Genomic DNA, 24,250 nt, shown 5'->3' on the forward strand with positions numbered 1-24,250 from the left:
ATTATTTTATTCAATTTTATGTTCTTTTCTGTCCACCTATGCTTTAAACAACAATTATTTAGCCCATTTGCAAACATAGGATACCCTCTTGGACTACATCAGACGTGCCGAGGATAGAGGAAGGATTCATGGCGTGTTCGAAGGGCGTTATGCAGGCATTGGACAACGGTGCTTAAAATGGCTTTTATAAAGGTTAAGTTATACACGATTGCCCTGCGTTTACCCCCACTCCTTATCAACAGCACATCGTATCGGCTACTTACATATTATCAGTGATCAAGAAGGCTTGAAGGCGTATGGTATGGCTTGACTTACCTAAACCATAGCTTTTAAATCAATAGGTTACCTAAGTATCAACTTTCAAGACTACAACAAAAAAGGCCATCAAAATTTGATGGCCTTTTTGCTTTCTTGGTAAATAAGCAACACTAGCTAGAACGCTTTTCCTTTCGTGGTGCTTTTTTCTTTTTATGTTTTCCAGCTGGAGACCCACTATTGGGTTTCCCTTTTTTACTGATTGGCTTACGACGCCTTGGTGATCGTTCTACCACCTCGTCAGTTAAGGTGATTTTAAGCTGTTGGCCACACACCAGCGTTTTCTTTAAGGCTTTTAAGATGTCTTGAGGTAAACCTGCAGGCAAATCAACCGTACTATACTGTTCCTGAATATCAATGCGGCCAATTAGTTTACTACTAATATTGGCTTCGTTAGCAATAGCACCCACGATATTGTTGGGTTTAACACCATGTTGATGTCCTACACCAATTCGATAACGCTCCATCCCCTTATCAGCAGAGATGTCAATCTGCTTACGCTTAGGTTCAGGCTTAAGCAATAGAGGTTCATCACCTTGTACTAACTTCGCCAGTGCTGCAGCAATATCCTGTGCAGGCACATTATGTTCTTGCTGGTAGTCAGTAACGATTTGCAGGAAGAACTCCAAAGACTCTTCCGCTATTGTATCCGTAATTCGCTGCTTGAAACGATTGATACGCTGATCATTAATTATTTCGGTTGATGGTAACTCCATAACCTCAATACGCTGCCGAGTGGCCCGCTCTATACTATGTAGCATCCGCTTCTCACGAGGAGCAACAAATAATATCGCTTCCCCTTTTCGTCCTGCCCGACCTGTCCGGCCAATTCGATGCACGTAAGTTTCAATATCGTAAGGAATATCAAAATTGATAACATGACTAATGCGAGGCACATCCAACCCTCGGGCAACAACATCAGTAGCCACAAGTATGTCTAACTTACCCGCTTTTAAACGATCAACTGTTTTTTCACGTTGCTGCTGTGGAATATCACCATTCAAAGGTGCTGAAGCAAAGCCACGTGCTTCCAGCTTTTCAGCCAGTTCCAAGGTCGCAGTTTTGGTACGCACAAAGATGATCATGCCATCAAAAGGTTCTGCTTCCAGCATACGCGTTAATGCATCCAGTTTATGGACACCACTCACTAACCAATAACGCTGACGAATTGTATCAACGGTAGTGGTTTTTACCTTAATAGCGATTTCTGTAGGATTAACCAAGTGACTTTGCGCAATTCGGCGAATTTCATTTGGCATAGTCGCTGAAAATAAAGCTATTTGCCGCTTAGCAGGCGTTTGCTCCAACACCCACTCAACATCATCAATAAAGCCCATGCGCAACATTTCATCAGCTTCATCCAGCACTACTGTCCGCAGTTTATTCAGCTGCAATGTACCACGCTTAATATGGTCAACGACCCGACCAGGCGTCCCCACCACAACATGAGCACCACGCTTTAGCTGGCGCAATTGTCCACGATATTCCTGTCCACCATAGATAGGTAATACATGAAACCCTTTCATATGAGCTGCATAGCGTTGAAATGCTTCAGCTACTTGAATAGCTAGCTCACGAGTGGGTGCTAACACCAACACTTGAGGTGCATTCAACTCAAGATTAATACGAGACAACAGTGGTAGGGCAAATGCAGCGGTTTTACCTGTACCGGTCTGAGCTTGACCAATAACATCTTGACCAGACATTACATGAGGAATCACTTCAGCCTGGATAGGAGATGGCCTCTCATAGCCTACGTCATCCAGTGCTTGTAAAACCGGAGGGATAAGGTTTAAATCGTGGAAACTGCGCGAAGAATTTTCATCAACAGACATTAAGAATACCTATACAAAAACACTCTAGTCAGGGCAGTTGTCTGTAGCATGGGCAAACCCTGAACAAAAATAAGGCGCGTATTATACGTGATTGCAATGGGTTTGTATCGTTTTTTTCCTTTTCGAAGTGAAACCTTTGCCTCTCATCTCTGCCCCTTCTCATTATGTATAGACTATAACTGCCCCAACCAGTCACTTGTGCTCTGTAAAATCACCATTTTCTTCAGCAAATATCCTAAGGCCCATCAAATAACAAGTACTCAGGAAAAAGTTATCATTGAAGTCTCCCTATGTCTGACAGCATGAGGCTAGGGATGCTATAACCAGCGTCTTACACTTTGTTTGTATGCTTCATATTCATCCCCAAAAAGCGCAGACAAACACCTTTCCTCCGGCACAATTTGAAAATGATTCATGTAAAGAACAAACACCAGAGACATCACCAGGGCATAACCATTTGCAAGATAGCATCCCCACCCCAGTAACATGAAGAAAAGACCAAGGTACATTGGGTTTCGAGTAAACTGATACACCCCCGTTTTTACCAAACACGTTGTATTTTGAGGACGCAATGGATTAACTGTAGTTTGCACGTTTTTAAAAATCAAAACGCCAGCAGTGGCAACAGCCACCCCCAAAATAAGACACAAGCCTACAAGTAACATCCTAATGCCAGCTAAGAATAACATTGGTGTAGTTAATAGTGACACCAACCACATTAATAATGCGACACTAAGAGTCACCAAAACGGGTGGAATTTTAAGCGACAGTGTTATTTTCAATATAGCACCATTATTAGTAAGTAATTTAGCTATAACTTAACCCCCTCCCCTAACTGTACACAATAAATAACCTAACGCTTAATTTAAGCTATTCATAAAAATAGTAGCGTTTTTTGTTAAAACAAGATTGCACCATACAAAGACAGGGATGTATTAGGATTGAGTACAGCTCTAACACGGAAATTTACATTTTTTTTGGATATTCTTAAATAAGATGCCTCCCTGCATCTTTAACCAAATTATCCTGAAAATATCATCTTACACCTACATCATTATTGAGTAGGGCTTTGGGTTAACAATGGGCTACCACTTTGCTGTGCTGCTGCAGATGGTACATCACTACTTGATTCCTGAGCACTCATAGAACTCATTGACTGTACCAATTGATTTAAACGGCTCACATCATCTTTATTCACCTGCTGTTTAACCAAAGACTGATGATCAACCCTAAAGTAAACACCATCAATTGACTTAAAAATTAAATTCCTATGTTTATTATCACGCTGATAGTGTTGTACAACCAATCCCCCTTTTTGACCTGTAACATCTAAGCGAAGCAAAATACTCTCATCCATATGAATACTTTGACTTTGATCTGCTAGGTTAAGGCTACGCGTTTTAATATCCTCATACTTGGCGTTAAACAGAACGATATCCTGCTTTCCATCATCAGCGTTGGTATCGACAACCACCAACCCATCAGTTTTAGGCGTATAAATATAAACATCATGACCATTCCCCCCAATCAAGGTATCATAGCTATAAACAGTGCCGCCATTACCTCCACCCTGCAAAATATTATTCTTATCATTCCCCGTCAATCGGTCACCATATTGACTGCCCGCAAATGACACTAAATCAGCATATGGATGTATACCCGTTGTGGCATCTCGGTCTAATACCACACTTTGTGCTGACATTGATGCATCAAAGCCTGTCACCTGAAATTGATATTGATCGTTATTCTGCACTAGTTTTAGAGTCAAATTGTCACTGGTTTTAAAGCGTATATGTTGCGCAGACTCTCCCTGAGTCCAATATTTTAGCTTGACATTAAGTGTTCCAGAATGGCCATCATTTTTGTAAGTCGTTTGCTCCTCAATTTGTTGTTGATATTTCAATATTAATTTTTCGTAACGCTCAGTGTACTGTTTTACTGCTTCAGAAAAAGACTCTGCGGGAGGAACCCTATCGGCAAAGGTTCGTAACCGTTCGACTGTAGGCTTACCCAATATTTTTTCTGCTGCAGAAGCATAAGCCTCCCCATCAGATACTTCATAAACTTGTCCCTGAAAAGCAACCGCCCTTGTCCTCAATTCATTCTCAAATGCTTGCAAAGACAATGTTTCATATTGAGATATTATATGTTTTAAAAAAGCAGCAATTTGTTGGAATTTTGCTTTATCTTCTGTCAATGATGCAATTTTTTGTTGCTGTGCTTGTTCATTTGCTCGTGCACTAAAAATTATATCTTCGCCGTCCATAGACAACGATGATAAATGCGCTCGCTCTGCCCCCAATACAATGTAATCCATTGCTTTATCATGCGTACGATTGTCAATTTCGACACTATTCGCTCTATCCAAATAAGACTGAACTAAATAAACATCATTGCCCTCTCCACCAACAAGCTTATCGACTTGTTCACCTGATCCATAACCGTTTAACACATTCGCCAGGGCATTACCTGTCAGCTCATCTCCCTTCGAGGTACCTGTTATTTGCCGAATATTTTCCATACCTAGCCGACGAGCATTGAATACAGCACCTGTTTCCTGCTGCTGATCAGTCGATGACTTATCAAAGGCAACAGGTGTCAGTGAAATTGCTCCTTGTGTACTCACCGCCTCTTGAGGATGTGAACGATCAAGTCCTGGTTGACGCGAAATCACTTTCCTTACCTTATTAGCTTCTTCATCAGGATCAGTAGTATGTTCCATCATTGTCGCAGCAGCCAACTCACCTAAATGCACCAAATAGCCATCGCTGGTTTTTATTTGTAAATGCTGATAATGATTTCCTTTAAACCAATTTTGGATACGTACATAATGTGTTTCCTGTTGTTTATCTTTATAAACAACTAATAAATCATCACTCCAACCCCACTTTTCCCTACCTTCTTTAGCCTGCAGCTTATAAGCCGCTATAGCATTAAGGTCCGAATTAACGATCAGTGTATCTAAGCCTGGTTGCTTTGAGTCATCAAAATTATTAATAGTTAGCCACTCAGCGGCATAATCCCCCACTATATAGGTATCAGCACCTTGATCCCCTGAAACAATAATCTGCTGTGGACCTAGAATAAAGAGATCATCACCCGCTAATCCTTTCATGGTATAGCTATAGCTTGATAAAGGCGCGCCAACAGCATTTCCCGCGTTATCAACAGGTTGCTGCTGAATTGTCTGAAATATATTATTTTTATTATTACCTTCATATTCCCCAACTCTCGATCCTTCGTCTGAGTCTATTCCTCCCCCATCATTTCGTGCAATGACTCGCTTCGTGTTAATAGGAATAACCCATAACATTTTGACCGTTTTAGACTCCATGGTTATTTCAGGTGTCTGACCAGCGCCTAATACAATGTTTTGAACCCCTTCTGTGTTTACCGAAAATGTACGGCTTTTTTGCTCGCCAGACATATCAACCATATTGTCAATAATGAGTGAAGAATCATAACCCGGATCACCCAGTTTAAATTGCAAATTACCGCCATAATAAGAAGCTGGTGCACTCGCAAAATCAATGGTTGCTGGACCATTTTCATCTGTTTGATAAATACTAAAATAATTTCGATAGTCTGACAGTAATGAAAGTAGTTTTACATCATCGCGATATTGATTTTCTAATGCCTCACTTTGCTGTAAGGCATTCATAATATTGCCTATCGGATGGAATTCATAAAACAGTTGCTCAATACCATTACCAAGCCCATTAAAAAATGCATCCGCACGCTGTTGCCAAGAAGCATCATCAGGTAATTCACTCAGCGCTTTTTTCACACTGTCGTATAATGTGCCAAAGCCCAGTCTGGCAATAGTAAAACCAATAGAAAATGCTTCAAATAAGGGGGACAGAGGAGAAGGTATTGATGCTAATGCGCCCGTTGCAGTTGCAAAGAAATCAAGTACAAAATTTACTGTACCTCTCACTTTATCAGGATCTTTTAAATCCTCACTCATACCATGAATGCCCAACCCTACACCAATTAATGGTGTAGCTCTGGCTAATAACTTACTAAATGCACGTATGCCCGCTGCCCCAGTACGACTAAACTGTGCAAAAGAACTGGCTAAAGCGGGAGCCGCTTTTCGAGCTGCTATAGCTGATAATCCATCTGCCGTAGAAGCTGTAGCTTTGGCTAGTAAATCCCCCGTACGCGTTAAAATTTTAGGGGGCATATTTGCCAATTCACCAACACCATAAAGCGTCATTGCTGAATTAGCCACTATAGCCTTGGTATCACCATTTGTTAAAGCATCAGACAGGCTTTCCATTCCCTTTAGCGTCATAAATATACCTAACGCTCTTGAGGAACGTGCAGTTCCCTTCGCAAACTCCTGTCGAAAACCATTAATGACTTTTACTGTGCGAAACTGGTTTGGATCCGTATTTATACGCTGCGTTTTGCGTTGACCAGCATCCTCATACTCAATGACAAGTTTTCCAGAAGGTAAATCAGTGCCTTCAGTAAACCCCACAAAATCTGTTGGCTGTCTCCCTAAGGAAGTCAGCTTTTGTTCAACTAAGTGTTGAATCAACTTTTGGTCATTCAGGCGAGCAGCTTGAAGTGTTTTAGCTGGATTAAAAAATGAGTCTGCATCCACACCCAAAGAAGAAGTGCGGGTCTGACTCATTTGGCTCAATGCATCTTCAATTTTAATATTTTTAATAACATCAGAATCTACCTGGCTTAATGGCTTTTCTCCCTCACCCAGTGTAAATACCTGTTCACTAACACCGCCTGAACCATCGGTTGTCACAACAACCTTATGTTGATGATCGCCTGCTTTCCAAATAACCTGACCATCTTCCATAAAGCGTAGTGTTTCTTTTTGGCCCAGAGTATTCACTTTAACGACAGTATCTTGTGCAGATATTGTCACCTTGGCTTCAGGCTTAGCTGTCGCGATTTGTTCAGCAACTTGTGTAACAAATCGACTACCTTGCTGACTATCAACAGCTCCTAATCCACAGCCCACTAAACTGATTTTTTTAGGTACAACCTGCTGTAATCCATGTTCTAAAAGTTTACTGGTTAATTCCTCAGAGCCTAAGCCTGCTAAAGTAGAACCATGCTGTAACAGTGGATTGTTGAGTGTGGCTTCTGAGTGGCCTACCAATAGCATTTGATCATTGATAGTCATGGGTAACGCTGAAACAGGCTGGCCTGTAAGTGCATCAACTACTTGCCCTTGTTGAGGGTTCCATTGTAGCCATTTAACTTTATCCGCAGGGTATTTATGAAACAGACGTAATGCAGCATTAAAACTCACATTATCACCATCCAGCTGGACAATGATATTAGTTGAATATTTACTACCTGCAGTGGTGGTTTGATCACTCAATCGCTCTACTTGGTTAGTAGACGGACGTCGCCAATTCTCTGCAGTTAATGTGCGATAGTCTTTTAATTGACTCGCTGTAGGTTGTGTAAAACTTGCCTCATAAACGACATTAACACCGTTTATTTCATCCGGTTGCAGCCAGTTTGTTGGTTTAGTATTAACATTTTCCTTTGTTTTAGAACCATCACGGTAACTAATCGCACTTTCTTGAAGCTTAACAGTACAGGAACTACATGCAGGTTTTGATATACCTATTGTTTTGTCTGTTAGTGAAATATCGTTATCTTTAAAATATCTTAACAGTTGCATTTCTGCATGAGGTTTAGCTGCATCATTAGCATTTTGTGGTGTATCACCTATACCAATAAAAACAACTCGCTCAAAATCAGCGACACCCTGCAGCTCCGCTTGCAACTGATCAACCACAGCAACTCTATTAGCTGCATGGCTACGCTGATCCATATCCTGAAATAACGAAAAGGATAAATACTTATTTTTACTATCAAGCCCAGTAAGCTTTTTCGTGCTCGGGTCAATACTGACACCAGGCCTTGATTTAGTATTAGAAGCTACATAAAGTGTTTTATCAACAACAGTTACAGCTACTGTCTCATAGTTAATCTCTGTAGCATCACCTGTTGCCCCCCTTCCTTTAGTTTCTGGTGATAATTGTTTTATTTTAGTAATGAGCTCTGGAGTCACATTTGGAATTTGTTTAGGGTTTAAAAGATAATCCTTAATTTGCTCAACTGTTAACTGATCTGTTCCTGGAAGATTTGCTAATGCTTCCTTCGCTTGTCTAACAAGTGATCCCTCAGCATAGGCACGGATATTAAGTTGTTGACCTTCTTTTAAATAGGGTTGCCAAGCTTCAACATATTCACGTACTCTTGTCTCAAACTTTTTTTTAGCTTCTGTAATTTGCTTATTTTTAGCCTTATCAGGTATTGCAACCCCCTCTAACCAGAGGTCAATATGTTCATTTGAGTACGCGGAAGCTAATATAAAATTAGCTAATTTATCTTCAAAGCTAAGCGCTCCAATATTTGTACCACTGTTTACAACTTCATTTTTTTCACTACCAGGCATGAGTTTATTCCTTACTACATTAAACAACTAAAAACTCAGTAAAAGCAACTACTCGTAAAACCAGAGCAAAGTCAATAAAAGGTTATGTCCCTTACGAGAAATAAATACAGCTTTTTAAGGCGTTAAAATCCCCAAGCATTCGCCCATAAAAGAAAATATGTACATTACCTGCAACAAACAAAAGCAGTAATATAAGAAAGAAGTACTAAAACCGAACGGAATCAATCCACTCTAAAAATAAATAGATTCACAAAAAAAATCAAACACAATATAAGCTATCTAAAAAACATTATTCCTAAATTTTAATAGAGCGATACACTGTGAATACACAAACCATACAATCATTATTTTATTTTCATACTAGTGATGACAACAGGAATAGTAATAAACAAAATATCAAATAATGTAAATTACGCCTTCTTGGTTTCAGGTAACAAATAAAGTTTAGTAAGTGTATACGGGAAGTAAGTCTTTCAATAGCCTATTAAATAACTCATTAGTAGTCGGAAGTCTCTAGTTTTTATTGACGGATTACTGAGTTTATCCATAACCAGCTTATTTCTTCATCAACCACTTCACCAAAGTCCGTTCCTTTTTGAAAATACCAACAGATCAACCCGTTTATATTTTCATTTTACCTCGTTCCCAGGAGACATATGGATGCGTGAAGTAAACAACAATCCCCTGCTCTCATTCGACGTTCAATGGCACTAGCACCATAGTTTCACTCTATCACCGCTCAGAGAGTTCCACAACGAAAATCAAATTTAAAAATAGTTTAATTTATAGCATGATTGTTTTGTTTTTGGGGTTATTATGCCGCAACATTATACTGCTAATAAGCAAACTAATCTCATACATGCTGATTGAGCAACAAAACAAGGTACGATAGTACCTTGTTTTTAGGCAATCAATTGACTTTCATTAACGAAATTCGATAATATTTTACTGAACTTTATTATCTTATAAGCTATAGTTGCTTGATAACTTCTGCTTCATGATACTATTTTTCTTCCCAGCGAATAGTAATTGACATAGACATGAGCGAAACGTTTGTATGAAATATCAAAAAAGACTTTTCCTTTTACAATTAGATGTCTCACACTAAAAAATGTCATTAATGATGTTAGTACAAGCATTTATGATTAGCAAAAATCCGTTCACTGTACTTATAATAAGTATTAGATTTAAAAATCATATACAGTGAAAGTTTATCAAACTGATCCACTAAAAAGTGAGTCACAACAATAAGTTATATACAACACACTATAAGTTATGAAGATATCATTTTTAACATTAGCAACCTGAAAAGTATGGTACAAAATTAATGCTAAGCTTTTTAAAAAAAATTGATTTTGAGTATAAAAATTTCAACCGAGATCTAGCTCGTGAGTTCTACTTATTTTCAACTGCCAGATTAATATCAGTTTGCGACTATAGTAAAATTTATAAGAAATACTCATTTCTTCATACACAGGAAACCTTTGATAAAATCAATTACCTATTTCATAAATACCCAGAAAACTATAAAATTCAAAGGTATTTTAGCGTAATACTTGATCTTAATATTGAAAATAAGCTGTGTAATTTATACGATGAACTAGACAACCTTAAAGAGCAAATCAAAATACCAAAAGATGACTTTCATGATGATGAAAACTCCTGTTATATTCATATAGAAGATGTAGCATATCTTTTAAAGAATGAACAAGACCCATCAAAACGTAAAGCATTATTTGAACGCTCAAATAATGCTTACTATGAGAAAATATCCAAAAAATTTATTGACTTACTGATAAATGTAAACAATGTGTACTACTCATTAGGATATAACTCTCTAATTGATTTACACTGCTCAGCTAAAGAAAAAAATTTAATTATTTTCAAACAAAAGTCAGAATTTATTTTAAAAGCAACAGATAATTCTTATAGTAAGAGTATTAAAAAATTCTATGAAAAACAAACAAATCAATCTTTTACTCATGCAAGTCAATATGACTCTTTATTCATATTTAACACTTCAGAAAAAAGTTTAGGCAAAGCCAAACAATGCTTTCAAAGTAACAAATTACTACCTTTAATAAGCAAAACATTGGAAAATATGGGTTTAGATTTCAAAAAAATATCAAGTGAAGTTGAATTTGATTCTATTAACCATTTTAACAAATACATTGACACATCATTTAAATATAATAAAAAAATCATATTAGACATGAAAATGAGAAAAGGAAAACACTCTCGCGCATATGTTATGCCATCAATAATTCCTTTTGAAATATTTTTTTCTGCCTCTATATCTGGTGGACCAGATGACTGCAAAAAGCTTCTCCATGAGGCTGGGCACGCACTTCATTATGCATATACAAGCCCAAAATTATATTCTGTAAAAACCATAATGGGTAATAAATCCGTTACTGAAGCATATGCTTTTCTTTTTGAAAGATTATCACGAAATAATCATTGGTTAACTAATTATGTAGGTTTATCTTCAGAAGATGCTAAATATGTAATTTCTCAAGGATCACTATATAATCTATACTTACTTCGTAGATATTCAAGTAAATTATTATTTGAGTATCAATTATTTTCTAGAAAAATAAACTCTGAACAAGACATATTAAATATTGAAGAACTATATAAAGAACTACTCACAAAAGGTACACATTTTAAATATGAAAAAAAATCATGGATTCAAGATCTCGACTCAAATTTTTATGTAGCAAATTATATTAGTGCTTGGATTTTAGAAGCACAACTTACAGAATACTTAAGTAATAATTTTGGTGATGAAAAATACAATGGAGAAAATTGGTACTGCAACCCTAGATCAGGCGAATTTCTCAAAAATTTATGGAGTAATGGCAATATAACAGCAGATCAACTTTCTGCACATATTGGGTATAATGATCCAACTGATATTAGTTCATTAATACATGCTCTAGATTTAAGATAAATTTAAATCTACGAACTACATTTATTACATATATCAGTAAATTATTAAGTTATAATATAAAAAAATACTTATTACTTACTTTTTTATTCTTTCATGGTTGCAAGTCTCAAGGCATAAGCCCCATCTCAAATAATAATACCACCATAAATGATAACGAAGAAATTATTATTGAAAGCAAAGACAATGATTGTATATTTTGCAGCATATCTGTTAACAAAAAAATTCAATATTAATTGAAGAAGAAAAAACCATACATTAAGAATAGAAAGGATAAAGAACGAGCTTTAAATAAACTATATCGATCCTAAAGTATTAACTAAAAAAAATAACATATTTCAACTATTAAAGCCAACCCAATAAAACAATAAAAAATTATTAGCAAAGTTATTAATACATTTGAAGTCGCTGCCGAATTATTCTATACCATTGGTACCCTTAAAAATATACGGATAAAATATCCGTATATTTTACTACAAAACTCTAAAACATCTACCATGAACAGCATCTATCTATATTATTTAAATATTAATTCTAAAAGAATAAAGAATGATACATAACTCAGCATCACAATAAATTGGTTGCTCTATTTCAATATCAATTTTGATTTTAGGAAAAACATCGCTATTTTTAATAACAACAAACCTTAACTTATTATTTTCGCACAACCATGGGTATTTAGCTTTATTACATTCTTTTAGTATAGTTATTACTCCACTTGCTATAATTAATGGTGAAAACATTGATAACTTGACCAGCAAAAAAAAATACAATTACTGTTAATTTTTTCATTTATCACATCCTTGTCTAATATTAAGCAAAATCCAAACCCATTAAAACATATCTACTCAAAAACAACCACACAACTCACAAAATAATACAATTATATCATAAAGAATAAAGTTTATCACTCATACTAGCTAATCAATTGTACTGTTTTTATTCGTATTTTAAAGTTTTGAAGTCACATTATATAAAATCACTAGAGTGCACCTCTAAGAATATAATAATAGTGGCTGTGTTTTTTTTTACATGATATATTTCGTAATTTATCAGCTTAAATAAGCTGTTTTTCGTTTTCAAAAAATAGGATTTTCACCTTTTCTCAAACTGTAGAGATACTTCTCCTGTACATAATCATAAAACACCTCGTATTATATACTATAGGATACCTCTAAATATAATTATTTCACTAAAATTTAATATATTTTACAAAAGCATTCATATACATCCCAAAGTATATCACCAAAACTACGCTTGTACTGATTGCCTAACTAGAATTCATTTAACAATAAGAAAGATACAAAATTAGCATTAAACCCCACAAAACAAGCGTACAAAATAGCCGATATTTATTGACGAACAACTCATACTTATTACATATTTTTTTTGCTTAGTGTTTAAGTGCACAAATAATTATTTAATAAAGCATCTACCGTTGAAGCTTTTATTTAATAAAATTATAGTACTTTAGGTTTTATAAAACTAAGATTAATGAATACAAATTTGTGTGAGGAAAATCACAATGAAATCAAAAGCAATCAAATATATTATTGGAACAACTTTAGTATCTCATATGGTTTTTGCTAATTCGCCTGTTGTTAACCCGAATAGTTCTCCATATTTATCAACAGATGCAACGTCCGAAGAACAACGTTTAAGTCAAATTACAGATAATATCAATAACCTCATTGCACCATATAAAAACTTTATCCAAGATTTTAACAAAAAAATAACAAATAAAATTGATTATAAAAGCATTATGAAGTATGTAAAAATACAAGGTAATGAGTTATGGAATTTATCTAAAATAAATAATAATAGCACTAACAAGGATGACCGAAGTCTATATTGGGTAAGGTTATATATAAGTTATCTCTTACGAAATCATATTAGCTCCTTAGAACTAGAAAATAACCAGAGAATTGAATTATTCTGGAATTTTGAACTTGCTTCAAGAGGTAATGATGATATTAACTTCAAACCTGATGATAGTTTTAAAGTGCTTCTAACTGGCTTTGATCCATTCGGTCTTGATTATCAGATAGAACAAAGTAACCCATCAGGATATATTGCTCTTTCTCTAGATGGTAAAAATTTAAATATTAATGACAAAAATGTATCATTTGAAACCTTAATACTTCCTGTACGATTCGAAGACTTTGACCGTGGAATGGTTGAAACTATGCTTGAATCATATATTAAAAATTCTTCTGTAGACATGATCATTACGAGCAGCATGGGTAGAGAAGATAGATTTGACTTAGAGCGCTTTCCTGCATTACGACGTTCAGCTAAGTCGACAGATAACACTATTACTAAAACAGGAGCAAGCCAAATTAATCCATTAAAACCTTTTCTTAATGGCAATGAATTAGATGGGCCAGAATTTGTAGAATTTAGTTTACCCGCAAAGGCAATATTAAAGTCAAAAATTCACTACCAAATTTCTATTAATAAGGATTCAAGTGATAACGACTCCGTAAGTAAACCTTATGTATATGATATAGTCGATAATCGCACTGTAAAGATTCTAGAAAGAAAAAAAGTTGATGGACAAATAATTGATAAAGTTAAAGAAATACCCTATGTAAAAAAACTGGAGTCTATTATAAATAAAAAATCAGTATCTGGTTCTAGTGGCAGTTTTTTATCTAACGAAATTACATATCGGAGCATAAGATTACGAAATATATATGCCTCTTCACTACCTATTGGACATATTCATACACCATACTTAGATCAGAGTGATCTTATTCAAACCGAACAAAACAATGTTCCTGTCGAGGTCCAACAATATAATACATTAAAGCAAACCAAATCAATTCTTAGCCATGCAATCAAACATTTGATAGATAATAATCAAAACAAAAAACACTGCAAAGTGAAAATATCTAACTTCATCTCAAACTATAATCAAAACAAAAATTCACTTGAAAACTGTACTTTTAAACACAACATTTCTTCTGAATATAATACAAAATATTATTGGATATATATCCCCCAAAAAACAAAAAAGCTTAAACTAAGTATAAATGGAAATACTGGCAATGCAGATCTATATGTGTCTCAAGATACTCATGGTTGGCCCACACAAGAAAACCATGATTATTCCTCAATAACGAAAGGAAGCACAGAAACAATCAATATAGAGAATCCAACTCCCAATCATTATTACCATATAGCAATAAAACCATCCACTCCTTATAAAAATATTTCTATTAAAGCAGAATTAATTGATTAACAATATTTCAAAAACCCGTCGTTTGCGGCGGGAAAAATTCACTTTATGGTTCATAAAAATTATATCAAGCAATCGCTTAATACAAAGTCAATATTTTCTTTAACTTTAAACACATCATCAACAAATAAAATGATATCATTAGCTAATACATTATCACTTAATAACTTTAGTTTATGACTAACAATAAACTCCGCCTCTTTTTTATTAAAATCTATTACTTTACTATATTTGAAGTATTTATTATCAACACTAACATTTTCACATTTATCAATACTTACTTTATCTGCAATAGAACGTTCAAGTTTGAATGATAACCTATGCTCAGTTTTATACGGAAATGGTAAATAATATGGCATAGAGCGTTTAATATCTCTTGGCATATTTAAAGCATTTAAAGTCCAAGCCGATAATCTAGGGTATAACTTTTTTCCTCTTTTCCAAAAATCATCAACCAAATACTTACCATGTAAATTTATTTTATTTTTTAATTTTTCATCTTTTAAACCAATATCCATCAATGGCTTAGAATTTGCAAATTTATTTTTTACAAAATTATTAGATCTATCATTTATTTCTGAATAAGTTGAACTTTCGATTTTTCTTCTAATATAATCAGCAGCTTCATATGTATACGTCTCATACAAATCATAATTAACTCTTTTATTTTCTCCTTTAGTTAAATCATATTTTTCACTTATTTTAATATTATATTTATTATTAGTAGTATTTATTTTTGTTAAACCATTATTTTTTTTATTTACAACTAAAGCCAGTCTATAGTCTGGGAAGTACCTACTTGAAATATTACCAGCTTGAGAAGACAAGGTAGGGTCAAACCAATAAACCTGATTATTTATTATGACTTTTGCTATCACATGATTAAATGTAGATGGAAGAGCCGCAAGGTTTTTTATCTCATGTTTCCACTTTGTATTTACAAGGGCTGGATATGACTCAATAGAAAGTGCTTTTAAAATAGAAAGTAAAAGCATAGTTTTATCTTTACAATCACCAAACCCTCGTTCAAGTACTTTTGTAGGTAAGCTTGGTATATGTGAATTTTTACCATCCTCAAAACCCAAATAGCGAATATTTTTTTGGACATAATCTAAGGCTGAAATTGCTTGATCTTCAGTTTTTTTATTTGTGCTTTTTATTTGAGCTACAATTTTTTTAATTTTGGGGTCATTATTTTGCTTTACAGTATAATGCTGTTGTGCCCAAAGATTAAGATCCTCCCAAGAGTGAAACTCACTCAGTCTAAATCCAGAACTTTTAATATACCATTTAGGTGTTTCTGATTCTGATTTTCTAGCTTTTTGGTTGTTTGTTGATAATACATACTCATAATAATCTTTTGCATTATTTTTTAATAACGTGCTATCTGTTCTATATGAAGTTATAGTAAGTTTTCGATCTTTGGGCCATAAAAGACGAAGGTATAGATTCTGTATTGGTACTCTCGCATTAATAGGCCATACAGTAGAAAATTTACCTTTTAATGCTGGATTATTACCGATTATAGAATAGCTGTATTCGATAGTATCCCCAGGCTTAACATCGTTAAAAATAACTAATGCTGTTTTAGAACCATTATAGACAAGTTTTTCAATATCTTTCTCTGATTGAAATACTTTAATATTAGAATTATTAAGCTGATCTATACTACTCTCTCCCCTAATAATTTTTGCTTCATGCATTATTAACTCTTCATAATTTGGATCGAACTCAATCATCCGCTGAGAATTTTCTTGAACGCCTTTAGAATTTAATACTTTAATTTGAAATCGACTATAATAATGTTCTTTTTTATCAACTTTAGCTTGTAGCTCAATTGATTCAAAATAGGCCGAAGATAAATTATCCTTCGATATATTTAACTCAGCATACTGATTCTTGTTGTTTACCCAGCTCGGAACAGGTTTAATTTGTGGTAGTTCTTTTTCAGAACTAGTTTTCACTGCCTGTACTTGTGTAGAAATAATAAATACTATACAACACACAATTAACTTTATCACATTCACTTTTGATATTGCGCCTCATAAAAGTAACAGATGTAAAATCTGATCATGGATTAGATCTATAAACTTAAAAACATATGACTTTATAAAAAGAGTTGACTAAATATTGTTTAGCAATAACCGCCAATCTATAACTCCAGCAAATGAATCTCCCACAAATATATCACATTAAACTTATTAAAGGAAATACTATTAACTATGTAACAGAATAAGGTAAGCTTCATTATCAAAACAATTACTTTTGTATTAATTACAAATTATTGCCTTTTCGATTAACAAAAAAACACATTAGCATTAACTTTTTTTAATAAATCATCATAAAACTTTATCCACTTTAAACCTCTATAGCCTACAAGAGTATCTCACACATAGCATGATACTCGTAATAGACGATTATTAATCAAGATATTACTATATAAATCATGATGATAACACTATATGCATTTTTAAAATAATAAACTCAATATTTTTTTAACACCTGTACCCAAATGTATTAATCGTTACAATCCATGACAACTTCACCATTGTATATTTTATTTACAAACATTATAAAGCTGTTGATTATTTCATCAATAGATCGCTGATTTACTAAAGATCTGATATGATTTTTTTAATCAGCATACAGAACGATAGCTCAACCTCATCACAATTAATTGCATTGGCTAAATTTTAATGAATATTTTTTTAAGAAATCTAAGTTTTTTTACATATTCTTTCTCTGTTTCACTCAGTATTGCAGCTAATACAATGGATCAGCATTTAACTGCCTATAGCATGATTTTTTCTTTACAAAAAGCTAGTCAGAATATCAAAGTCCCTAATTATGATGGTGTAATCAAAGAGAATGACGAACTTAGTACAGCTTCTAACTTACATGAGCTTTCAAAACTTGGAGTTAATCAATTAAAAGATGAATGCTCTAGATTTTCCAAAAAAAATATTCAGAGTAAAAATACCAGAGTGACATATCTAAATAAGTACCTGGAAATATGCTCAACCTTTATCTTGGATTTAGACTTAGTAAAAGCTAGGCATAAACTTAAAGATCAGATAAGACATAATGCAAAATTATGTAACAGAGCATTAAGAGATAAAAGTATTTCGATTCCATCGCCATTTATATGTAAAAATCATAAACTAACTATAGAACTATCTCCTCAGCAAATATTTCCCACTTTAATTTTTAAACAAAAAAATAATAATGGGTTAGACTATAAATATTATATGGCTTGTCACATACCTCACAGTACGGAATATGACTTTATTGAGTTTGATGGCGATACTTTTTTAGGAAAGCTTAACCTAAACAGTGTTATAAATAGAAATATTAGGAATAATATTAGCGGTTCCATATGCACTGTTAGCATAGAAAAATTTGAACCCGTATCTATTAAGTTCATAAACATTGAACCTAAATTAATTATATCACTTCCAGATATTTACAAACCCACCAACATAAAACATTAGCAACAATTAACAACAAAATATTTTTTAACTTTTTATTAATTATATTTATTTTGATAACACAATACCCAGATAAAAATCTAACTAATAATTTATCGAACAAGATTTAGATAAGAAATTCATACTACTAAGAGGAAACATTTAACTCATCTAATTAAATAGCCTATTCAATCAAAATTAATTTAGATAACTAACAATAAAAACACCTTTAGCTAACCCACCGGATCTATTCTCAAAACGATGAGGCATTGAAGCGTTAAATGTAACCATTTGACTGGCTTTTACCATAATCACCTTGTTAGCAACACAGATATTTAATTGACCTTGTTCGAGCCACAAATATTTTACTGACTTTGGAACATTGGCGGAAAAAGCTGTTTTGCCATATTTACGAAAATAAAAATGGTAAAAATCGGTAGGCACTTGCCCTACCCTTGCCATTAGCTGGTGGCATACAAAAGCACTACCTCGCTTACTTATAATATTATCTTCTGATGGCTCTACCACTTGCACATCCTGTGATCCTCTAGGTGGCTCAACAAGATCGCCCAATCTTACATTCATTGCCGTTGCAAGCTTAGCCAGTACCACTATTGTGGGACTCGTCTGACCACCTTCTATTTGAGATATCATAGATCGACTTACCCCCGATCGATCAGCTAACGATTGAAGGCTCTCACCATTTGCCAACCTGTAACTCTTAATAAAAGCACTTATATACTCAAAACTCATAGCAAGATGTCCAATATAACGGAAATATTCCTTCATACAGTACAACAGAGGAGCAGCAAAAGATATACTTACCCACTGAAAAAATGACCAACTATTACCAAGGATACGATCATGTCAAATCGTGTAGTCGCCATCACTGGCGGGAACTCTGGAATTGGACTCGCCATTTCTGAGTGTTTTTTGCGAAACGGTTATAATGTTGCGATTTTCGCTCAATCATTTGAGCGAATGCAAAATGTGCAAAAAAAATTTCCAGCCAATACACTGATATTTTCTGGAGACGTAAGCTCTACAACAGATCTGCAACAATTTTACCAACAGTGTAATGAACGTTGGGGAGGAATAGATATCGTTATTGCCAATGCAGGTGTAGCTATACCAGAGAATATTTACAATGTCAGTGAAGAAAGCTTTGACAAAAGTATCAATATTAATTTTAAAGGTGTATTTTTTACTGTTCAAACATCGCTATCCTTTCTCAATGAACAAGCCTCTATTATTCTAATATCATCTATTCAAGCACAACGTGGCGCGGGTATTTGGTCAGTGTATGGAGCAACAAAAGCGGCTGTTCGCTCGTTAGCTAGGTCATTTGCTCAAGCGCTTGGTGATAAGGGAATAAGAGTGAACGCTATTTCTCCTGGCGTTACGGAAACACCTATTTTAAATAAATTCGGTTTTGAAAAAGAAAACCTAACAACTATTCTTCAACAGGTTACTGCCAACACCCCTCTTGGTCGAATAGGTCAACCAAAGGAAATAGCTGAAGCAGCTTTATTTTTAGCCTCTGAATCGGCTTCGTTTATCACAGGCGCTGATTTACAAGTAGATGGAGGACTGGCTCAAATATAACCTCTTCACATATATCTTGACAAACAGAGGCCTCCAGGGAGGGATTCACGGTGTATTCGAAGGGCATTATGCAGGCTTTGAGCAAAGGTGGGCATTTATAAAGGTAAAGTTATATGCGATTGCCCGGCAAAAAGACTCTTAAGCGTTTTCTTATAATCATTCAACTGGTGCGCCATCCCACTTTGGAATATTGTTCAGACATTCATCCCAGCTCGCTTTGCTGGAAATAAATATATGCGCATTTGGCTTTATAAATAATTGACTATTCAAGCTACCCGCTGGAACCACCAAAAGCTTACCATTCATTTGTACACTTGGTAGAGCAGAGCCACACACAGAACAAAAACACCTAACATGTCGAGTTGATGGCAGATTAAATAATGTAGTGTTATCCTCACCCGATAACCATGTAATCTTGGCAGTAGTTGAGAAAAGATTTGCGGCATGAGCTGAGCCAGTGTCTTTACGACAGCGCTTACAATGACAAAGGTAGAAACTGTCAAATTCACCATCGATTTTAAATTCCACATCACCACACAAACAAGAACCAAAATATTCAACACTCACTTTCAGATTCCTTTTTTTTTTGCATCTTCACTAGCAGTACATATTGCCAGATATACGATTTCTTTTAAGTTATCATTGTGGTGAGATAAGTGTAAAGTAGATATTATTAATGACTGCACGCCCTGGTTTATCAACTTTTCGTTGTGGAAGTAAAATCAGTTTGAAAGATGTTGTGGAAAGATTCGCTAGCTCAGGCCAAAGCTTGGATATATTCAACACCAGATGTAGCCCATCAGGGTTAATGTCTGATTGAGGACGGTTACCATAAAATGATAATCCTCCCACCAATACTGATGGCAGAGAAGAATCTATGGCTTTTAGATACACCTCATGATTAACACAGTGTGTATTCCCAAAAATACCATCAAAGTGAAGATAAGCAAAAAAAGATAACTCAGTTTTTTGTAAAGCGCGGGTTAGAACAATATCAGCCTCTACTTTATCACCTTGCAGGGTAATAGGATTTTTTACCTGAGCGATCAGATTAACACCTTTAATACTCATATTATCAATCCATATCGATTTATGTCATCGACTCTAAATTGAAAACCACAAAAATTTAAGCGTTAATAATAAAGACATCAGTATGCAGATATAAGACAATACTTTTGTTTCAGCAGGCAAACAGGTGCGCTCATAAATCAATAACACTGTAAAAATAGCCATAAGGATTAAACTGTGACCAGCAATCACCAACGCTGCCATGATATGCCAACAACTGCTAAGGCAGCGTGAGGCCATAATGGATACAGTCAAGATAAGCATCGCTTTACGCCGATGATAGCTAAAACACCAAAGACCCGCCGCCAGAAAGCCAACCGAGCCAAGCAACTGGCGATAGACGTCTGTCAAAAGAACAGTGTGTTGCATTAGCCCATCAGATAATTCCACAACAACTCCAGCTAAACCTCACACTAAAAGGTAGCCCAGTAAAAAGGAAAAAATTGATCTTACTCTACGGTATCAAGTTAGGCCGACGTTGTCGGCGACTTTTGGCTAGTGCCAATCATCAGGCTCAGTGTTCACTTCGCAACATTTAAAGCCTTTTATACGGCAGGTTTCGACTATCCTCCTCACCTCGTTGAATACCTTATGTGGTAAAACAGGTGATTTCCCATTCGCATTCCCTCTAAGCTCAAACATCTACTGCATACCAAGCAGCTCTGGTGGCGTTATTATCTAAAGCACAAAGACCAGATCCGACCCGTCGTCGTCGATAACATCATCAAAATTCTCAGCTGTGGCCTGCGAACCCTCGGTTATGCCACCTTTGCTTGTAGCAACCCTCACTGCAGCCACACTAAAATCGTTTGCTTTAGCTGTAAGAGCCGGTTTTGCAATACCTGTGGCTATAAGGCCACTCAGCAGTGGATCGCTCAACAAAATAATGTGTTACCCCAAACCGAGTGGCAGCATATCACCTTTACCTTACCCCGTGAGCTCTGCCTGATTCTCCATGATAACCGTCACCTGCTGGGGGATCTCAGTCGCTTAGCCGCTCAGGTCATTTTGAAGGTGGCTAAAAAGGAAGGGGTAACACCGGGTATCTTTACTGCACTGCATACCTTTGGCCGTGACCTGAAGTGGAATGTCCATGTGCATCTGTCTACCACTCGTGGTGGACTTTCCATGGATCAAACCACATGGCAATCGGTGTACTTTGCCAAAGACATTAAGCATCATAAAAAAAATGTGAATTATTTAGGCCGTTATATTAAGCGTCCTCCTTTAGCACTTTCACGACTGGAGCATTATGATGGTCATCGTGTGATATTTAATTATTTGGATCACAACACGAAAACCCATCGCCGTTTTGAGTGCGCGGCAGAAGACTTTATGACCCGCCTCACGCAACATATGCCTGAAAAAGGTTTTCGTTTAATTCGTTATTATGGCTTTTTAGCCAATCGGGTACGGGGGAAATTACTGCCAAAGGTATATAACCTACTGGATCAACCTGAGAAAAATGCTCAACCCTTACACTGGCCGGAGCTCCTTAAGGCCTCCTTTGGCATAGATCCTTTAGTCTGTATTCTTTGCCAATCCAGACTCGTATTGATAAAACGGACAGTCGGCAAATCACTTCAGGCACTGCGCTGCTATCATTACCATCTAGCACTGATGAAACCTATTCCTGCCTAACGTAGGGAAAGTCCGTCTGCAGTTCAGAAATGAATAATAAATAATCAAAATTATCCATTAAAACGAATAGTTAATGAGCACGTTAAACACGGTGAAAAGAATTATTTTATTTTTAGATGGATAAGACGTTATTGAGTTGACTGTTATTTAACTCTCCAGCACTTTGAAATTCCTATCTATATATGACACAAAGAATCATCCTTATAAGATGATATAGATTTTAAAAATACAAATCTTAATCCCTTTTAACACCTGCACCAATATGTATCAACCATTACAAATTAACACATTATCATTGTATTTTATTACCACACATTATAGAGCTGCTGATTATTTCATTGGCAGATTAAGATGATCACTTGATCTATGTTAGGTTTTAAATCATCTCGTAGTGCTCGATTGTACAAGTCTACCCTGATAGGTATTGAATTTTTTTGTCAGATAGGAAAAATTTGACAAACAAACTAATATAAAAAAGACAAGATATTTTTAAATAATTCTGATCACTTGCAGTCTATATATGATCAGTATATTTGTTTTTACACTAAATAGTTTTGCGAAAGAACCGGGGCTACCATTTAAAATGGAACTAATGTTTGTTTATTTTGATAGCACTAGATCCTAGGTTAGAGTTTCTACTTATTATTATTAATTTTTAATTCCGCTATAATGATTGAGTTGATTGATACTCTTGCGAGTAATACTTTATATAATGATTTGGAATTATGCAAAAATGTTATCTGTAAAAAATATATTGAAGTGTTTCTTGAGCTCGATTTTAGTAATGATTTGTAGTGGGTGTATGCAAGGCTTAACTGGATACACTTTAGATAAAGCGAAAAACAAAGATGACAAAGATAACTATTCTTATAGTCGTCCATCTATAATACATGTTAAAAATGCGTACTTTCTCGAAGAGAAATATTTAAGTCTATGTATGAATATTCAAATGGAGAGTAACAAACCTTCAAAAGAATATAGCTATACGATTCACTTTGATGAGCTAAAAAAATATGTAAGCAAGACAGTAACAAGTGACATTTTTGCACTGTACGAGGTTGATACTTTACATTTTAAAGAAGGCTGTGATAATCATAACAAACTTAAAAGCTTGCCAGTTGAAGAGATTAAACCACAACAACTTAAGAAATTTAATAAAATTGTTACTGATAAAAAGGTATACTTAGTAAGAAAAGCAAATTCCAAACAAAACTATATTGTACTTACCTCAAATAAGGATATCATTGATAGCAATAAAACAGTTTTATTAACTTTTAAACAAATTAATAAAATAAATGGAATATCAATTGATACTAGCTTTTTATGGTATGGAGCGATTCCATTTGCTGTTATCGGTGATGCTGTTATTATTACAGGAATAGGTGCACTTTCAATTTTTTATATTTTTGCTAGTGGATGTAATGCCTCAACAGATTGCAGAGGTGGTTTCTAAAAAATAGTGTAAGTTGGTATAATATCTTCACTGCCACCCTTGAACATATTTGGCTCTATATGGATTCCTAAAGGGTAACATATAGAGTAAATGAGAAAATATATCCTCAAACTCTTGTGGCAGCTCTATTCGATAGCAGATGTATTCCGGTTTATTTACTAGGTAGTGACTCAAAACCGTGTCTACTCATATTTGAAGGCCAAACTCATAGCGATTAATAAAAAGTCCAATTA

At 34.9% G+C, this 24,250-nt stretch carries 14 protein-coding genes; 6 read left to right on the forward strand and 8 right to left on the reverse strand.

Annotation, left to right across the window (positions count from 1 at the left end; all coding sequences use genetic code 11):
• Positions 1–428: 428 nt before the first annotated feature.
• The 3 genes from KCG35_RS19490 to KCG35_RS19500 all read right to left on the reverse strand — a co-directional run bounded on the left by KCG35_RS19490 (position 429) and on the right by KCG35_RS19500 (position 8,592).
• Positions 429–2,150 carry a DEAD/DEAH box helicase gene (locus tag KCG35_RS19490; RefSeq protein ID WP_215821544.1) on the reverse strand — a complete coding sequence of 574 codons (1,722 nt, stop codon included), beginning with the start codon at positions 2,148–2,150 and terminating at the stop codon, positions 429–431.
• A 317-nt stretch (positions 2,151–2,467) separates the two neighbouring features.
• Positions 2,468–2,932: a methyltransferase family protein gene (locus KCG35_RS19495; protein WP_230409273.1), complete on the reverse strand. Its 465-nt coding sequence runs from the start codon at positions 2,930–2,932 to the stop codon at positions 2,468–2,470.
• 272 nt (positions 2,933–3,204) lie between these two features.
• Positions 3,205–8,592 carry a C80 family cysteine peptidase gene (locus tag KCG35_RS19500; protein WP_215821545.1) on the reverse strand — a complete coding sequence of 1,796 codons (5,388 nt, stop codon included), beginning with the start codon at positions 8,590–8,592 and terminating at the stop codon, positions 3,205–3,207.
• Positions 8,593–9,919: 1,327 nt separating this feature from the next.
• On the opposite strand from KCG35_RS19500, the gene KCG35_RS19505 reads away from it, so the two are divergent.
• On the forward strand, positions 9,920–11,545 hold the full coding sequence (locus tag KCG35_RS19505; RefSeq protein ID WP_215821546.1) for a hypothetical protein: 1,626 nt from the start codon (positions 9,920–9,922) through the stop codon (positions 11,543–11,545).
• Positions 11,546–13,067: 1,522 nt separating this feature from the next.
• Positions 13,068–14,786: a PA0049 C-terminal domain-containing protein gene (locus KCG35_RS19510; protein ID WP_215821547.1), complete on the forward strand. Its 1,719-nt coding sequence runs from the start codon at positions 13,068–13,070 to the stop codon at positions 14,784–14,786.
• 59 nt (positions 14,787–14,845) lie between these two features.
• Here KCG35_RS19510 and KCG35_RS26975 read toward each other — a convergent pair whose 3' ends face one another.
• Positions 14,846–16,810 (reverse strand): DUF3857 domain-containing transglutaminase family protein, encoded by a 1,965-nt coding sequence (locus KCG35_RS26975; RefSeq protein ID WP_215821548.1) that lies wholly within the window; start codon positions 16,808–16,810, stop codon positions 14,846–14,848.
• Between the two features lie 669 nt (positions 16,811–17,479).
• Between KCG35_RS26975 and KCG35_RS19520 the strand changes: the two genes are divergently transcribed.
• On the forward strand, positions 17,480–18,274 hold the full coding sequence (locus KCG35_RS19520; RefSeq protein WP_215821549.1) for a hypothetical protein: 795 nt from the start codon (positions 17,480–17,482) through the stop codon (positions 18,272–18,274).
• A gap of 174 nt (positions 18,275–18,448) precedes the next feature.
• Here the strand turns inward: KCG35_RS19520 and KCG35_RS19525 are convergent, their stop codons facing one another.
• Positions 18,449–19,003, reverse strand: coding sequence for a helix-turn-helix domain-containing protein (locus KCG35_RS19525; RefSeq protein WP_215821550.1), 555 nt, complete (start codon positions 19,001–19,003; stop codon positions 18,449–18,451).
• A 111-nt stretch (positions 19,004–19,114) separates the two neighbouring features.
• On the opposite strand from KCG35_RS19525, the gene KCG35_RS19530 reads away from it, so the two are divergent.
• Positions 19,115–19,855, forward strand: a complete 741-nt coding sequence (locus KCG35_RS19530) for an SDR family NAD(P)-dependent oxidoreductase (RefSeq protein ID WP_215821551.1) — start codon at positions 19,115–19,117, stop codon at positions 19,853–19,855.
• 156 nt (positions 19,856–20,011) lie between these two features.
• Here KCG35_RS19530 and KCG35_RS19535 read toward each other — a convergent pair whose 3' ends face one another.
• From KCG35_RS19535 to KCG35_RS26980, 3 genes are all read right to left on the reverse strand, one after another.
• Positions 20,012–20,422 carry a GFA family protein gene (locus tag KCG35_RS19535; RefSeq protein ID WP_215821552.1) on the reverse strand — a complete coding sequence of 137 codons (411 nt, stop codon included), beginning with the start codon at positions 20,420–20,422 and terminating at the stop codon, positions 20,012–20,014.
• Positions 20,423–20,494: 72 nt separating this feature from the next.
• Positions 20,495–20,926: a hypothetical protein gene (locus KCG35_RS19540; RefSeq protein ID WP_215821553.1), complete on the reverse strand. Its 432-nt coding sequence runs from the start codon at positions 20,924–20,926 to the stop codon at positions 20,495–20,497.
• Between the two features lie 33 nt (positions 20,927–20,959).
• Positions 20,960–21,313: a copper chaperone gene (locus KCG35_RS26980; protein ID WP_215821554.1), complete on the reverse strand. Its 354-nt coding sequence runs from the start codon at positions 21,311–21,313 to the stop codon at positions 20,960–20,962.
• A 225-nt stretch (positions 21,314–21,538) separates the two neighbouring features.
• Between KCG35_RS26980 and KCG35_RS26735 the strand changes: the two genes are divergently transcribed.
• Positions 21,539–22,564, forward strand: coding sequence for an IS91 family transposase (locus tag KCG35_RS26735; RefSeq protein WP_444972211.1), 1,026 nt, complete (start codon positions 21,539–21,541; stop codon positions 22,562–22,564).
• Between the two features lie 802 nt (positions 22,565–23,366).
• Positions 23,367–24,017 carry a hypothetical protein gene (locus KCG35_RS19555; protein WP_215821556.1) on the forward strand — a complete coding sequence of 217 codons (651 nt, stop codon included), beginning with the start codon at positions 23,367–23,369 and terminating at the stop codon, positions 24,015–24,017.
• Positions 24,018–24,250 lie beyond the last annotated feature (233 nt).

Source organism: Zooshikella harenae (genome assembly GCF_018837975.1).
Classification (GTDB): Bacteria; Pseudomonadota; Gammaproteobacteria; order Pseudomonadales; family Zooshikellaceae; genus Zooshikella; species Zooshikella harenae.

Bases quoted from the DNA above. Each gene is read 5' to 3' on its own strand.
- KCG35_RS19490 (WP_215821544.1), bottom strand. From the start codon at position 2,150: ATGTCTGTTGATGAAAATTCTTCGCGCAGTTTCCACGATTTAAACCTT.
- KCG35_RS19500 (WP_215821545.1), bottom strand. From the start codon at position 8,592: ATGCCTGGTAGTGAAAAAAATGAAGTTGTAAACAGTGGTACAAATATT.
- KCG35_RS19505 (WP_215821546.1), top strand. From the start codon at position 9,920: ATGCTAAGCTTTTTAAAAAAAATTGATTTTGAGTATAAAAATTTCAAC.
- KCG35_RS19510 (WP_215821547.1), top strand. From the start codon at position 13,068: ATGAAATCAAAAGCAATCAAATATATTATTGGAACAACTTTAGTATCT.
- KCG35_RS19520 (WP_215821549.1), top strand. From the start codon at position 17,480: ATGAATATTTTTTTAAGAAATCTAAGTTTTTTTACATATTCTTTCTCT.
- KCG35_RS19525 (WP_215821550.1), bottom strand. From the start codon at position 19,003: ATGAGTTTTGAGTATATAAGTGCTTTTATTAAGAGTTACAGGTTGGCA.
- KCG35_RS19530 (WP_215821551.1), top strand. From the start codon at position 19,115: ATGTCAAATCGTGTAGTCGCCATCACTGGCGGGAACTCTGGAATTGGA.
- KCG35_RS19540 (WP_215821553.1), bottom strand. From the start codon at position 20,926: ATGAGTATTAAAGGTGTTAATCTGATCGCTCAGGTAAAAAATCCTATT.
- KCG35_RS19555 (WP_215821556.1), top strand. From the start codon at position 23,367: ATGCAAGGCTTAACTGGATACACTTTAGATAAAGCGAAAAACAAAGAT.